General features: G+C 41.2%; 15 protein-coding genes. 8 read left to right on the top strand and 7 right to left on the bottom strand.

Features of this window, described 5'->3' with window-relative positions; translation table 11 throughout:
* Positions 1-35: 35 nt before the first annotated feature.
* Positions 36-1010 (top strand): UbiA family prenyltransferase, encoded by a 975-nt coding sequence (locus BM386_RS17755; protein ID WP_342029148.1) that lies wholly within the window; start codon positions 36-38, stop codon positions 1008-1010.
* Here BM386_RS17755 and BM386_RS17750 read toward each other — a convergent pair.
* A complete protein-coding gene (locus BM386_RS17750; RefSeq protein ID WP_091696708.1) occupies positions 1007-2122 on the bottom strand; it encodes an NAD(P)/FAD-dependent oxidoreductase in 1116 nt (371 codons plus the stop codon). The two genes, BM386_RS17755 and BM386_RS17750, sit on opposite strands and share 4 nt — an antisense overlap.
* A gap of 107 nt (positions 2123-2229) precedes the next feature.
* Between BM386_RS17750 and BM386_RS17745 the strand changes: the two genes are divergently transcribed.
* Entirely contained in the window at positions 2230-4755 is a 2526-nt protein-coding gene (locus BM386_RS17745) for a zinc-dependent metalloprotease (RefSeq protein WP_091696706.1), read from the top strand.
* 478 nt (positions 4756-5233) lie between these two features.
* Complete coding sequence (locus BM386_RS17740; RefSeq protein WP_091696705.1) at positions 5234-5641, top strand: Fur family transcriptional regulator; 408 nt, start codon at positions 5234-5236, stop codon at positions 5639-5641.
* Here BM386_RS17740 and BM386_RS17735 read toward each other — a convergent pair.
* Complete coding sequence (locus BM386_RS17735) at positions 5638-5865, bottom strand: hypothetical protein (RefSeq protein ID WP_091696704.1); 228 nt, start codon at positions 5863-5865, stop codon at positions 5638-5640. The genes BM386_RS17740 and BM386_RS17735 overlap by 4 nt on opposite strands.
* A 149-nt stretch (positions 5866-6014) precedes the next feature.
* On the opposite strand from BM386_RS17735, the gene BM386_RS17730 reads away from it, so the two are divergent.
* Positions 6015-6488, top strand: coding sequence for a YcxB family protein (locus tag BM386_RS17730; protein WP_091696702.1), 474 nt, complete (start codon positions 6015-6017; stop codon positions 6486-6488).
* Positions 6489-6545: 57 nt separating this feature from the next.
* Here the strand turns inward: BM386_RS17730 and BM386_RS17725 are convergent, their stop codons facing one another.
* A complete protein-coding gene (locus BM386_RS17725; RefSeq protein WP_091696701.1) occupies positions 6546-6971 on the bottom strand; it encodes a hypothetical protein in 426 nt (141 codons plus the stop codon).
* Positions 6972-7160: 189 nt separating this feature from the next.
* Entirely contained in the window at positions 7161-7667 is a 507-nt protein-coding gene (locus BM386_RS17720) for a fasciclin domain-containing protein (protein WP_091696699.1), read from the bottom strand.
* Between the two features lie 180 nt (positions 7668-7847).
* Between BM386_RS17720 and rlmH the strand changes: the two genes are divergently transcribed.
* Together rlmH and BM386_RS17710 are read left to right on the top strand one after the other, a co-directional pair.
* On the top strand, positions 7848-8321 hold the full coding sequence (gene rlmH / locus BM386_RS17715; protein WP_091696698.1) for a 23S rRNA (pseudouridine(1915)-N(3))-methyltransferase RlmH: 474 nt from the start codon (positions 7848-7850) through the stop codon (positions 8319-8321).
* Between the two features lie 246 nt (positions 8322-8567).
* Positions 8568-9386 carry a hypothetical protein gene (locus BM386_RS17710; RefSeq protein WP_091696696.1) on the top strand — a complete coding sequence of 273 codons (819 nt, stop codon included), beginning with the start codon at positions 8568-8570 and terminating at the stop codon, positions 9384-9386.
* A 270-nt stretch (positions 9387-9656) separates the two neighbouring features.
* Here the strand turns inward: BM386_RS17710 and BM386_RS17705 are convergent, their stop codons facing one another.
* From BM386_RS17705 to BM386_RS17695, 3 genes are read right to left on the bottom strand one after another with little or no spacing between them, the layout of a single operon-like run.
* Positions 9657-10172 (bottom strand): FKBP-type peptidyl-prolyl cis-trans isomerase, encoded by a 516-nt coding sequence (locus BM386_RS17705; RefSeq protein ID WP_091696694.1) that lies wholly within the window; start codon positions 10170-10172, stop codon positions 9657-9659.
* A gap of 21 nt (positions 10173-10193) precedes the next feature.
* Entirely contained in the window at positions 10194-11897 is a 1704-nt protein-coding gene (locus BM386_RS17700; protein WP_139235942.1) for a capsule assembly Wzi family protein, read from the bottom strand.
* Positions 11898-11902: 5 nt separating this feature from the next.
* On the bottom strand, positions 11903-12568 hold the full coding sequence (locus tag BM386_RS17695) for a hypothetical protein (protein WP_091696691.1): 666 nt from the start codon (positions 12566-12568) through the stop codon (positions 11903-11905).
* A gap of 138 nt (positions 12569-12706) precedes the next feature.
* On the opposite strand from BM386_RS17695, the gene wecB reads away from it, so the two are divergent.
* Both wecB and BM386_RS17685 read left to right on the top strand, forming a co-directional pair.
* The gene (gene wecB / locus BM386_RS17690) at positions 12707-13807 is read left to right on the top strand and encodes a non-hydrolyzing UDP-N-acetylglucosamine 2-epimerase (RefSeq protein ID WP_091696690.1); all 1101 of its coding nucleotides are present in this window, start codon (positions 12707-12709) and stop codon (positions 13805-13807) included.
* Between the two features lies 1 nt (position 13808).
* Positions 13809-14297, top strand: coding sequence for a cupin domain-containing protein (locus BM386_RS17685; RefSeq protein ID WP_091696688.1), 489 nt, complete (start codon positions 13809-13811; stop codon positions 14295-14297).
* Positions 14298-14323 lie beyond the last annotated feature (26 nt).

Here is a 14323-nt window from a genome sequence, read left to right as displayed (position 1 = left end):
TTTCTTCCCATGGATAGTTGAATCGATTAAGTTACTTGAATATATCTAAATTGGCTGAATGGATTGTAACCATCACCACGCTGAAAAGTTATAGTCCCAACCTTATTTACGATATGATTACTCTTTCTAGCCTTAAGCATCTGCGCATTCCGTTTTCACTTTTTCTGATGCCCGTGTATTTTTTTGCGCTTGCTCTGACCCCTAACCACAATGACTCCAGAATCCTGTGGGTTTTTCTGGCGGTTCACTTGTTTTTATATCCGTCTAGCAATGGATACAACAGCTACTTTGATAAGGATGAAGAAAGCATTGGCGGCATAAAGAACCCGCCAAAAGTCACCAAAGATCTCTATTGGCTTTCTCAAGTTTTTTTCTTGATTGCAATTGGCATTGGAGCGACGATTAACTTCAGCTTTGCTGCTATGCTACTTATTTATGGATTGGTGAGCATGGCCTATTCGCATCCTTCCATCCGTATCAAAAAATACCCATGGCTGAGTTGGTTCATTGCCGGACTATTCCAAGGATATTTCACTTTCGCAATGGTTTACGCCGGCTTGAGTGCGTTGAGCTGGGATGTCTTGATCAAGCCTCATGTGATGATTCCAGGACTCTTGACAAGTTTTATGCTTTGGGGAAACTACCCCCTTACCCAAGTGTATCAGCACAGGGAAGATAGTAGAAGAGGAGATCGTACCTTAAGTTTAGTACTTGGAATCAAAGGTACCTTTCTCTTTTCAGCACTGGCTTTTATGGTCACAGGAGCAGCATTTGCCTGGTTTTTCCTTGATCGAAACCAAACCCAAATCCTCTGGATATACCTCGCTGCCATGGCTCCGATCATGTTGTATTTTTTGACTTGGTTTAGTTTTATCCGGCTAAACGCAACAAAATACGCGAATTACAATTGGGCAATGGGCATGAACTATTTCTCCGCAATTGCCCTCAATGCCTTTTTCATTTACTATTTTCTGGAGAACACACAAATCCTTCAGGCATTGGGTTATTAAAATGGCTTTCCGTGGGTGTTTTTGATAAGCTGCTTTGCAACGAAAGGAACATGTTGAATTAGTTTTCTGGTAAAAATCGAAGCCTGATGAGTGCCAAATAGATTTTGTACTTGACGACCTAGCCAAAGCCTGCTCTCAAATTGGGTTTTCCATGAAGTCTTGTACTTACGCTCAATCTCCCTCCTATCTTCTCCTTCCAAAATCGCTTCGGCTGCCAACTTTCCAGCATGAATCGCCATTGCCATACCATTCCCGCAAAGCGGGGTGATCAATCCAGCCGAATCCCCTGCCATCAGGATATGGTTTTCCACAGGTTTTTTTCGCTCAAAATTGATCTCGTTGATCACTTCCGGTTTGTCAAAGAGAAACTCACTTTCTGTGAAAAAGTACTTTAGCGCAGGGTTTTTCCATAATATTTCCCGCTCCATTGCAGCGATGGATCCATACTGCCGGAGATGCTCGCGATTTCCGAGATAGCATAAGTTTGACTTTTCATCTTCTATGGCATTAACGCCGCAATAGCCTCCTTCAAAATTGTACAGGGCTACAGAGTTTCTATCGAAATCGGATTTTATATGATATTTCACTCCGATATAGGAACTTCTTTTTTCGATAAAACTCCGCTTTAAGGCTTTATCCAGTTTGGATCTTTTGCCGAAGGCTCCAATTACATAATCGGCCACCAAAGACTCTCCTCCAGCTAAGTCGAGTATAAACTGATTTTCGTTTTCGTCAAATTGCACAGATTCCACCTGCACACCAGTTTTTACTTTTCCACCTTTCTCTAAGACCTTTTGAAATAGAAAATCATCAAGCACATACCTACTAATCCCGAAACCTCCCAAATCCAATGGTGTGGAAACACTTTTGCCAGAAGTGTCTGAATATAGAAAAGTATTAATCCTGGGAAGTTCAAATTCGGTAGGCATGAGCTTTTCCCTTATCAAAAAATCAATCACTTCATTGGAAAGGTACTCTCCGCAAACCCGGTGGAAAGGATAGGTCTTCTTTTCAATCAATATGACCTCTAGCCCCTTGCTGGCTAACAAATAGGAAGATACAAGTCCCGCCAGACCTCCTCCTATCACGACTATTGTTCGCTTTTCCTTCACTTAACCACCTTTAACTTTATATATATACCGTTCATCAAAAATGACCATTCCTTACAGATCCTTTCAGGAAATTCACGGTTTAGAAAATACTTAACCAAATAATAACTATGAGAAATACCATACCCAAATTACTTAGGAGATTAACTCTTGTGGTAGGTGTAATGGGAGTTATGTTTTATTCTACGGATACTTTTGCTCAGAGAAAGAAGAAAAAGGATGCCAAGAAGGAAACTGCTGCCCCAACTACTCCAGCCAAACCAAAAGGTAATGATTCAGATCCAAAACCTTACAAGGATGTAATCACTGCTAAGGCAAAATCTAAAGACGGCCTCTTCAAAGTTCACCAGATTGAGGACAAATACTACTACGAAATCCCTGATTCCCTACTAGGAAGAGACATGCTAATGGTCACTACCATTGCCAAAACTGCCGATGGAATAGGCTATGGCGGGGAGCGTACCAATACACTGATGCTTCGTTGGGAAAAGTACAACAACGATATCCATCTAAAGGTTGTCTCTGTCAACAACTATGCGGCAGATTCGCTGCCAATTGCCTTGGCAGTGAAAAACTCCAACCTAGAACCACTATTGCAGAAATTTGCTATTAAATCCCTAGCTACTGATTCAACAGGAATCGTAATTGAAGCAACAGATTTATGGGCAAAAGATGTGCAGGCGCTAGGCCTTCCTAAAGGAGAGCGTACGCAGTACAAAGTATCCCGATTAGATACTGACAGATCTTACATTCAGCATATCCACACCTATCCGATTAACATCGAGGCGAGGTATGTAATGACTTATCTTGCAAATGATCCTCCATCAAACAGCTCTACCGGATCCATTACTTTGGAGATGAATTCCTCCATGCTTCTACTTCCTAAAGAGCCAATGAAGCAGAGACTGGCTGATCAGCGTGTAGGCTGGTTCAGTCGCTCTATCGTGGACTACGGAGCTGATGCTCAAAAGGCAGAAAGCCGTACTTTCCTTGACAGATGGAGACTGGAAGTGAAGGAAGAGGATATGGAGAAATTCAAAGCAGGTGAATTAGTAGAGCCTAAGAAGCAGATTGTTTACTATATCGATCCAGCAACACCTAAGCAGTGGATTCCATACTTGATCGCTGGAGTGAATGACTGGCAAGTAGCATTTGAAGCGGCTGGTTTCAAAAATGCAATTGTAGCTAAACTAGCACCTACTAAAGAAGAAGATCCAGATTGGAGCCCAGAAGATGCGCGCTATTCTGTAATCAGATACTTTGCTTCTGATATCCAGAATGCATACGGCCCTCACGTATCAGATCCTAGATCAGGTGAAATCTTAGAGTCCGATATCGGATGGTATCACAACGTAATGAACCTATTGAGAAACTGGTTCTTCATCCAAACTGCTGCTATCAATCCTGAAGCTCAGAGCGTACAGTTCAAAGATGAAGTAATGGGTCGCTTGGTACAGTTTGTTTCTTCTCACGAAGTAGGACATACGCTTGGTCTTCCTCACAACTTTGCCTCTTCTCATGCCTACCCAGTAGAAAAGCTACGAGATGCAGCCTTCACAAAAGAAATGGGAACCGCTCCATCTATCATGGATTACGCGAGATTTAACTACATCGCACAGCCAGGTGATGAAGGTGTCAGCTTGATGCCAAACGTAGGCCCTTATGACAAATATGCCGTGGCTTGGGGCTACAGACCGATTCCAGATGCTGCTACACCGGAAGATGAGTTAGAGACATTGGATAAGTGGATTTTAGAAAAACAAGGCGACCCGATCTACCGATATGGACGTCAGGGCAACAGCTATGACCCAACTGCACAAAGCGAAGATTTGGGTGATAATTCTATGAAGGCTTCTGAGTACGGTATCGCTAACTTGAAGCGTATCATGCCAAACTTGATGGAATGGACTTCTGAGCCAAACAAACCTTATAAAGACTTTGAGGATTTGGGCGAAATGTACGGTCAGGTGATCACTCAATTCAACAGATACATGGGGCACGTGAGAACCAACATTGGTGGTGTGGCTGAGGTTTACAGAGCCGTAGGCCAAGATCTGCCGATCTATACCCATACCTCAAAAGACCTTCAGAAGTCAGCCGTTGCATTCTTAAATAAAGAACTTTTCACTACTCCAGAATGGATGATGCAAGATGATATCTTCGCTAGAACAGAAGATTTCGGAGCATTGGAAAGAATCCGTGGTGTGCAGGCTGGCACGTTGAACTCTGTCCTTGACCTAGGAAGACTTGGTCGAGTGATCGAAAACGAAGCCCTGAATGGCGATGAAGCTTACAAGATCACGGAGTTATTTGATGACTTGAGAAAAGGTATCTGGTCAGAACTTCCGTCCGGTAAGACAATCGACGTGCATAGAAGAGCGCTACAGAGAGCTTATATCGAGCGCATGGAGTATCTGATGACAACTGATGGACCAACGATCCCAGCTTCATTCAGAAGGTATGTAGGCCCTCAGATCAATGCCTCACAGTCGGATATTAGACCAATGGCTAGAGGAGAATTGAAAATCTTACAGAGAGATATCAGATCAGCGATCGCCAGAACTTCAGACAGAATGTCTAAGCTTCACTTGGAAGATGCGCTTGAAAGAGTAACAACTATTCTTGATCCTAAATAAGAGATTGAAAACACAAAGTTCAAATGGGTGCCAGTTTTGGTGCCCATTTTTTGTTTTTAAAGGTCTCTCACAAATCCATTATCCCGCAAAGGCGCAGAGGTGCAATTATTTTATTAAAAAATATGGATATACGAAATGATGCCAGTAACCAATATTTCTCTGCTCAACCGGCCGGAAGACCGATGACCGAAGACTCCCGCATTGGCGGGACAGGCTGAAGTGGCCTCAATTCTTAAGTTTAAAATATCCTATTCTGCTATTACCTTCTTACTGGTAGAAAAGCGGATATACATATTAAAAAATCATATAAGTCTATACCACAAAGGATTAGCTTTCAGCTCCTCCGAAAAATTGAAATTTGTTTCCCAATAATTACCGATTTGGCTCTTTTTCCAAAAAACTTTGCTCTTTAGTGCCTTTGCGGGATATTCACCACTTGAAATCAATTTTTGATTAGTTTTGTTTCAAACACATGAATATGTCATCACCACTTTCAATACTTCAAAGTCATAAGCTGCGGATTACAGACTGTCGTCAAGAAATTATCCGTGAATTTCTGGATAAGCAAGTCGCACTAGCTCATTCTGACTTAGAGGATTCCTTGGACAGCCAATTTGACCGGGTTACGATTTACCGAACGCTAAAAACTTTTGTGGATAAAGATGTAGTGCATAAAGTTTTGGACGATAGCGGAGCTACAAAGTATGCGCTATGCTCACATGAAGAAGAGGTGCACAATCACGAGCACGTCCATTTCAAATGCGAAATCTGTGGGGAAACTACCTGTTTGGAATCAATCACCCTTCCAAACATCAAACTACCCAAAGGCTTTAAAAAGAAAGAAATGAATCTTTTGGTGCAGGGCGTTTGCGTCAAATGTCATTAATATTCGACAGGTTCGGGACGCCTTGATTTAGGGGAATCACTTGGCCACTGTACTCCAGGAGGCAAATCTATTTTTGGCGGCGTAAAGTCCTCTATCCCTCCATCTCCATCATCTTCCCCGCTGCCCTTCTTTTTTATGGAATTTTTAGTCATAGTGGCCATCAGGTATATCAAGATGACATACGCCAAACCAAAAAGAACCAAATCGATTACAAGACTACTCATCGCCAAAAGTTTGAGATAAGATAATTGAATAGAAGAATTAAATCAAAGCTAATGCCGAATTGTTTGTGAGAAAGAAGTTTTTTATGATTTAATCTCACTTGCTAATTCCCTTGGATAGGTGGATATTTGCGCTCTGAAAAAGAAAAGTGATGATCGTAAAAACAAAAAAATATCAACTCCCAACTGGCACCTACATCAAAATGGCTTTGGTCAATGTATTGAAGGAGCAATGGTGGGTTATTCCAATAGCACTAGTAATCATGTGCGGATATTTCTGGATACCATCGATTTGGTGGATCATTGGCGCATTGATCGCATATGGCCTTTATGTACTATTCTGGGCGATTCAGTTTACCGGAGTGACGCAGATGGAGCAAAACAAAGTGATTTTTGATAAAATGGCCTATGAGATCGACAGCCGTCAAATTCTGATGAAAATCAATACGAAACAAGGTATGCCTGTACAGTGGAACATGATTAAAAATGCAGAAGTGAGAAAAGACGCCTATGTACTCTACATGTCCAAGGCTCAGTTTATCCATCTTCCATTCCGAATTTTCAACTCTGAGAATGAGCGAAAATTTATGGAAACTATCCTGAAGCGCAAGGAGCTAATTAAATAAGTCTTACCCAATCTATAGAAAAAGCCTCTCAAATTGGGAGGCTTTTTCCGTTTCTGTTCAAAAGGTATAGAGGATTACTTGATCAGAATTAGTGACATTAAGCCAAACCCTACCCCCTTGTACCTTCAGTTCCGAAATATCAAAAACCAGTTCTTTGGTTATATAAGCTGCACAGACTTCTTCATTTTTAAGGGACAAAATCAATTTTCGTTGAGGGGGATTAGAATACATTAATGCTCCAGAGTCAATTAATTTCACCTCCCAGCTTTCCCCATTACATCCACTTGCGCTAAAATTTACGATCAAAAGGTCACCTTTGATATCTAATGAATTAATCACAACCCCATCAGCGGAAGCTGAAAGATAGGCATCTGAATCTATCAACACCTTTGAATCAGCTAGTGGGAGATCATCATTTTCCACACAGGACAAAAGTTGAAAGCAGGAAATAAAGATCACAAGAAGAGCTAGTAGCTTTTTCATAGTTGTGGATTTCTACCTTGACGAAGAAAAATAGCGGAGTGATACATGAGGTTGCATTCCGAGCTAATTCGAGGTGACTTTAATAAGACCTGGTTACTAACACGAGAGTATATATTCCTTAGAGTCCGTATTCCACAAAAAAGCCCATCCAATTGGACAGGCTTTTAAGGTTTAAGAGCAAAATCGCAATTACATTGAAGGCATAATAACTGAATCAATCACGTGAACCACGCCATTGTCAGCTTCTATATCAGCCTCAGTCACATTGGCTTTATCGATCATTACTTTTCCATCCATGATGGTTACTTTCACAGAACTTCCTTGTACTGTTTTTGCCATCTGTCCGTTTGATAGGTCTTTCGACATAACTTTACCTGGTACCACATGATACGTAAGGATTTTTACTAATTGAGCCTTATTCTCCGGCTTTAGCAAGTTTTCAACCGTCCCTGCTGGAAGTTTTGCAAAAGCATCATTTGTCGGTGCAAAAACTGTAAATGGACCATCTCCTTTCAAAACATCTACTAAATCGCCAGCTTTGACTGCGGCAACTAATGTAGATAAGAAGTCCTGGGAAATCGCCAAATCAACAATATCCGCTTCAATTTTAGTCTCATGGACTGCATTTGTTTTTGATGTAAAGGATGATGCAACTACGAGCATCATCAGCATCATTACTGTTCCTAATTTTTTCATTGGTGTTAAATTTTTGTGTTTAGTGTGTTTATACACTTACAACAAAGAGGCTAAGTAATTGTTTTTCAGATTTATAATCACAGCTATAAAAAAAATATAAAACTGGCTATTAGTACTAAGAGGAGGCATTTGCCAACTTTTTTAGTTGAGATAATAGTTAGAAATTTTAGATATTTGGTAATGCAAATCAAACTGATAGCGATAGGTAAGACGGATCATTCAGCAATTAATTCTCTGATAGAAGAGTACAACAAGCGCCTTAATTTTTACATCAAGTTTGAATTTGAAGTCATCCCAGACCTAAAGAACACTAAGTCGCTTTCTGAAGTGTTGCAGAAAGAAAAAGAGGGTGAACTGATTTTGAAAAAAATCATCCCTGCTGACGACTTGATTTTGCTTGATGAACGGGGTAAAAGTTATAGCTCAATGGATTTTTCTCAATTTATTCAAAAGAAGATGAATGCGGGATTGAAGCAATTGATCTTTGTAATAGGAGGGCCTTATGGTTTTTCAGACGCAGTTTATGCCCGTGCCAACGGAAAATTATCCATTTCAAAGATGACTTTTTCGCATCAGATGATCCGTCCATTTTTTATCGAACAGCTTTACCGAGGATTTACAATCCTTAGAAATGAGCCTTATCATCACGAATAGGCCTGAGTCTAGTATAGGTCCAGTATCGCACCCTATCAATGCTAACCTAAGTCAACCCTGCTACTTCCATCAAGAATTCTAGCCGTAACCTTCAAAAGTACTGCTTCATTTCGGCAGCTGATGGAGAAAATCAATCGATAATATTTCCCCAATGTTAAGTTTTGGATTACTACATGTTTTAATGTTACCAAATTGTTAACTTTACGTAACATTCGTCGTTATAAGGTAACATTAGCTTCATTCAAGGTGAAAAAAGTCTTCCTCACGTATATTCTAATCTCAGCACTTGGCTTCCTTGCCTTGGCGCAGGAGGCTATTGGAATATCCGAGGGATTAAACTTTGATAGTAGTTCGGAAAAAGAACTTTGGGAAGCCGGTCAACAAAACCCGTACTTACTTTTTAGGGCTGTAGAAGCCGAGGGTTCCCTGTCTGATGACAAATGGGATGACCTGGTAGCTATACTGGATAAGAAATTCAAGAAAAAAGGGACGCATCTGAATGTTCTTCGCAATATCTTCGAAAAATCCCATCAGCAGCTGTTCAAAACCTACGAGCAACACTCCACATTTAATGATATGATGATAGTCGGAAAATACGATTGCGTCAGCGCATCCGCTGCCTTGGCGCTTCTATTAGACCGCTATGGCTTTCATTATAAAGTGGTAGAAACAGACTATCATGTTTTTATCGTGGTTAATCATGAAGGAAACGAAATCATCTTGGAAAGCACCCTGCCGATTGGAGGGATGATCACAGCTGCCTCTGAAGTTGTAAGCTATTTGGAAGGGTACAAAGCAGATGAATCTGTGGCATTAAAGTCACTTAACCAGCGGCTGGGAGCACCGAAAATAGATCTCTCGGACAATGCTATTTTCAGAAAAGTCAACCTAACGCAATTGGCAGGGTTGCAATATTACAATGATGCGATCTCCCACTTCAATGAGCAAAGCTTTGACAAGGCTTCTGCACAGTTGCATAAAGCGCTGCAGCTTTATAATTCCGAACGAATCGAGGGGCTGAAAGCTTTAGCTGAAGAACAAGCAAGCCTTCTGGCTTCTAACTAAAAAAAATGACCTCCTAGCGGAGGCCATAATCTGCTGGATCAATCACCCCTGTTGTCCAAACAGCCCATTGAAAAAACTTACTCCAGATTTTTGGTAATACTCAAGCCATAAACGCGATAAAGAACCCAATCAACGAAGCTTTTTTAATCAAATCGATAATAACCTCCTTTGTCATAAATCAAGATCAAACGTTACTTCAAAAATATCCTCGATGGATGATTCTCCCTATACGACAAATGCCCTATTCTTGGAACAGGGCATTTGATAAACTTAGTGATGATGGTGACCATCTGGGCCATGTGCGTGCCCATGCTCAAGTTCCTCGGGAAGTGCGTCCCTTACAGAGATGATTTTACCCGCGAAAGATAAATCATACCCAGCAAGTGGCGGATTGAAATCCATATGCACGCCTTTATAGTCAATCTTGGTAATCTCACCTCTGATCTGTCCGCCGTTATTGTCTTGCATTGGAATCACGTTTCCAATACGAAGAAGGTTCTTATTGACTTTTCCCTTCTCTTTAAAATTAGCTTTGGGAATAATGGTCCTTTTCTCTTCCATGTAATCCCCATAGGCATCATCAAAGCCCAAATCTGCGGTGAACGTGTCTCCAGCCGACTTCCCTAGCAAGGCATCCTCAAATTTTGGAAACACCTCTCCCGCATTAAATAAGAAGTAAAAAGGCTTATCCTCTGGTACAGACTCGTAAGGGACCATCCCAGTCTCGCCATCATCCACTTTCAAATCATAGCATACGGCTACCACTTTATTCTTTTCTACTTTCATATTGCTTTTGAATTCTTACTTCTATTGAAATATATAGGCAAATCCTACCTGACCCACAAAGTTCTTCCTGTCATAGCCTGGCACAAAATACTGATCTGGAACGTTTTCCAGATACCATTTATAATTCAAGGTATTCACGTATTGCAGGCGGGCATTTAACAAAACATTTCCGAATTTCCAATCTCCAATAAGGGAAGGCACCAGATCAACATATTTGTTTCTCCAGTCCTTAGATGCTTCAAACCGGTAATAATAAAAGTCATTGTTATAGACAATTCGCTCCATTTGGAAGCCAATTCTATTCATTTTATTGACCCAAGCCATTTCCACAAAGATCACATTACTAGCCGGGCCATTACCGACTCCTAGTACTTGACCATTGTGCGTATAACCATCTACCACATGATCATGGATGTACCAAGTTTGCAGGGCTCTAATATCCTCTCTGATAGTTTGTCCAGTCTGAGTCATTTCAGAACTTATCTGGAAATAATGGCCTGGTTTTTTTAGACTCATCAAGTGTGAGAAGCCAAAAGTAAATGCTCTACCAGACTCTGGTGTGATCATGAAATCACTTAGTGTGCGGTCATTATCCCTGGTGCCATATTCTCCAAAGAATTCAAAGTGACCTTCCGGACTTAGCCATCTGAAATAGCCGGAACTAAACTGTTGCCTTTTTTCCTGAATAGGATCTGCAATGTTCTGAGCTTTTTTTCTCCCGTTAAAAATCGGAATAATATCACCCAAACCTGAGATATCACTTCGATACATTTGGCTGGTAGATCCATACCCCAAAAATAATCCAGGCACCCATTTAGGCTGATAAGTCAGGACTAACCCTGATAAAAAGCGCTTACTATCCGCAGGTTTGGGGACAAGTACATTATTTTCCTGTACTCTGAAATCTGGCCAAGGGGGAAGGTAGCCTGAGGATTTCAAAAATCCTCCTATCAATTGCCCCTCAAAAGAACCGATCACTGTTTTGACTGGCTTACGGGTATTCGCTGTAAGGTGAACAAAGCCTGGCGCATTATTTCCAAGTAAAAGTGAATTTCTTCTTCCTGGTCCCCACCATAAGTTTTCTGATGAAACTCCTATGGAATATTCCTTGAAATTATACCTGATACTGGATTGTCCCAAATACCCTTGAATATATGAGCCAGTACCAAATCGCTCTGGCATGTCTATCCGATTCATATAATCATAATAGAATAAAATGGTAGGGTCATGCTCAATTGGAAAACCTAGGTAATCCTGGTTTTGAGCCATCAATAATTCCGGCTGGAACTGCACACTTAGTCCTCCATATTCCAAATACGCTCCTGGGCTTAGTATGGACTGTAGCCCACGATTGGGAATAAAAGCACCATCATTGACCCCGAAAGCATAGGTAGAATTATATTGTAATTTCACTACCGCAGGCATCATCAAAAACTTACCCTGCTTATCCTTGCCAAAAACCGTATGGACCGTTGATTGATCCATATCAACAACAGAACTATCCAGATCAAAACCATACTTCATGCCGAAAGCAGAAACCGGATAAAGAGGCCTGATCATAAAAGATGAGGCAGAATCTACATCACCGAGCAATTGAGCTCGTCTCAGGTAGTCATCCAGCACGGGTGTCCCCACCGGAACAGTCTGTGCTAATGAATAATGACTCAATAGTAGGACCAACAACGACGCTCCAAAACAGCTATTCAAAAATTTCCTTGTCTTCATCATGCTCAATTCAAGGTAAGGGCTTCTACTTGTATGCTGGCAAGAGACCAAGACTCGTCACACTTGGGGTCGGGAGAATTCGCTGCCGTCAACTCTGTATTCATATAAATTCTTGCGCTTGACTTACTATGCTCAATAATTTTAGAGATGCTATATCTAGAGGTGTAATTGGGAGCAGAGCCAAATAAGCAAAGTCCAGGAAGGTTAGTCTGAATAGCACCCGTTTTAGGCCGGTTTGTTTTGGGAAAAACATCAGGAAAAGACTGATAGAGACAATACGTGGATTCACAAGGGGTATTGGAAAAGGTAGTTCTGAAAATCTCTTCACTATCCACTCCAAAAAACCACTGATCTGGACCACCTACTCCATCTGAAGTATTACCATCCCATGTATCATGTACCAATATCTCAATGGTCACTTTAAGCAAATTATGACCCGGCAAGCTTGACACAGTAAGTGCCACCTCCTCATTGTGGTAATATCCTACTACGGTATCATTTTCGAAGATCTCAAGCCTACCATTCTCAAAGCCTGCCAAATCCAAATCGGAAAAATCATTGAAATAGGCCACTTGCTCTGACTCCAGCGTTTCGGTGCACGAGAAAAAGGATACTAAGGTCACAAGCAGAAGAAAGGTTTTTACTCCTTTTGACCAGTTATTATAATCCATCAAATTCAATTAGTTAAGAAAATATAATGGCACAAAGAAACAAAAAAGGAGCCAAAACAGACTTACTAAAAGAACGCTATTTTTAACTAATGCCTCCAAAAGGATTTGCTATTTTTGGGTCGAAAATAAATCTAAGCAATGGCTACTTTTACCATAGTCGCAGGTGCGCGACCCAATTTCATGAAAATCGCACCCATCATCCACCAGTTTATCAAAAAGCAGCAGGAAGGCATTGACGTCAATTTCCGACTGGTTCACACCGGGCAGCATTACGATAAAAAGATGTCTGGCGACTTTTTTGAGCAACTTAACATCCCTGAACCCCATGCAAATCTAGGCGGGGGAGGTGGAACGCAGGCAGAACAAACCGCGGCTATCATGGTCGCATTTGAAAAAGAACTCCTGGAGAACCGTCCAGATCTGGTACTGGTTGTAGGTGATGTCACGAGTACCTTAGCCTGCTCTATTGCTGCCAAAAAACTTCAAATTGACGTAGCTCATGTAGAAGGTGGAATTCGCTCAGGAGATTTGACTATGCCAGAAGAGATCAATAGAATGGTGACGGATAGTATCACTGACCATTTTTTCACCACTTCTGAGATTGCCAATTCTAATCTAAGAAAAGGTGGTTTTGCAGAGGAAAAAATCCACTATGTCGGCAATACCATGATCGATACCTTAATGGCTCAAATGCCAAGGTTCCAAAAACCCGAAGGAGAAATATTCGAAAATCTCGTTGCCGGAGAATACTTTGTGATGACCATGCATCGTCCCGCCAATGTGGATCAGGAGCATAAACTCAAAGCAATGATCGACGCGATATTGGAAGGAACGAAGGGTCTTCCTATCCTATTCCCGGTTCATCCGCGTACTGCCAAAAACCTGCAGGCAATAGGAATCGATGCCCCTAACCTTCATCTGTGTGATCCTTTGGGATACTTGGAATTCAACTATTTGGTGAAAAATGCCAAAGGCGTTATCACCGACTCCGGAGGAATTACCGAGGAAGCCTCAGTCATGAATGTGCCGTGTATTACGCTTCGGGATAATACAGAACGTGCCGAAACGATACACCTTGGCACCAACGAGTTGGTCGGAACTGATCCAGCTAAGCTGAAGCCATACTTAGAAAAAATCATGAAAGGAGAATGGAAACAATACCAGGGAATCCCACTTTGGGATGGAAAAACGTCAGCGCGTATTGTGGATATATTAATTGATTCATATCCAGCAAACTGATATGGAGGTTGAACAAAGAATAGCCTTTTTAGTAGAAAAGTTACAGCTCACACCACATCCAGAAGGAGGATTCTATTCGGAGACTTATCGATCTGAAATTAGCATTGAAACTGATCCGGGAAATAGAAATCTGACTACTGCTATATATTTCCTGCTCACTTCGGACAATGTTTCCAAATTCCATAGAATTAAGAGTGACGAGCTTTGGTTTTTCCACGAAGGAAGCAATTTGACAGTCCATGTTTTAAGGGAGCATGGCCATCAAAAGCTTTCACTTGGATATCCCTCACCTAACAATGAATCAGCTCCCCAACACTTAGTGAAGGCCAACACAATTTTTGGCAGCTCTGTCGATGAGCCAAACAGCTATGCACTAGTTTCCTGTGTTGTATCTCCAGGTTTTGATTTTGCGGATTTTGAATTATTTGCAGTCGATGATCTTATTCAGCAATTTCCGGAAGCAATTGAAATCATTTCCAAATTGACATAAGCAGACTTTGTATTTTAATCAATGAT

This window comes from Algoriphagus locisalis, from assembly GCF_900116615.1.
GTDB lineage: Bacteria > Bacteroidota > Bacteroidia > Cytophagales > Cyclobacteriaceae > Algoriphagus > Algoriphagus locisalis.
The sequence above is the reverse complement of the archived record's forward strand: the minus strand, read 5'-3'. Positions and strand labels throughout refer to the sequence as shown.

Excerpts from the sequence above, each read along its gene's own strand:
- BM386_RS17745 (WP_091696706.1), top strand. The coding sequence starts at position 2,230 with ATGAGAAATACCATACCCAAATTACTTAGGAGATTAACTCTTGTGGTA.
- BM386_RS17740 (WP_091696705.1), top strand. The coding sequence starts at position 5,234 with ATGTCATCACCACTTTCAATACTTCAAAGTCATAAGCTGCGGATTACA.
- BM386_RS17735 (WP_091696704.1), bottom strand. The coding sequence starts at position 5,865 with ATGAGTAGTCTTGTAATCGATTTGGTTCTTTTTGGTTTGGCGTATGTC.
- BM386_RS17730 (WP_091696702.1), top strand. The coding sequence starts at position 6,015 with ATGATCGTAAAAACAAAAAAATATCAACTCCCAACTGGCACCTACATC.
- BM386_RS17725 (WP_091696701.1), bottom strand. The coding sequence starts at position 6,971 with ATGAAAAAGCTACTAGCTCTTCTTGTGATCTTTATTTCCTGCTTTCAA.
- BM386_RS17720 (WP_091696699.1), bottom strand. The coding sequence starts at position 7,667 with ATGAAAAAATTAGGAACAGTAATGATGCTGATGATGCTCGTAGTTGCA.
- rlmH (WP_091696698.1), top strand. The coding sequence starts at position 7,848 with ATGCAAATCAAACTGATAGCGATAGGTAAGACGGATCATTCAGCAATT.
- BM386_RS17705 (WP_091696694.1), bottom strand. The coding sequence starts at position 10,172 with ATGAAAGTAGAAAAGAATAAAGTGGTAGCCGTATGCTATGATTTGAAA.
- BM386_RS17700 (WP_139235942.1), bottom strand. The coding sequence starts at position 11,897 with ATGAAGACAAGGAAATTTTTGAATAGCTGTTTTGGAGCGTCGTTGTTG.
- BM386_RS17695 (WP_091696691.1), bottom strand. The coding sequence starts at position 12,568 with ATGGATTATAATAACTGGTCAAAAGGAGTAAAAACCTTTCTTCTGCTT.
- wecB (WP_091696690.1), top strand. The coding sequence starts at position 12,707 with ATGGCTACTTTTACCATAGTCGCAGGTGCGCGACCCAATTTCATGAAA.
- BM386_RS17685 (WP_091696688.1), top strand. The coding sequence starts at position 13,809 with ATGGAGGTTGAACAAAGAATAGCCTTTTTAGTAGAAAAGTTACAGCTC.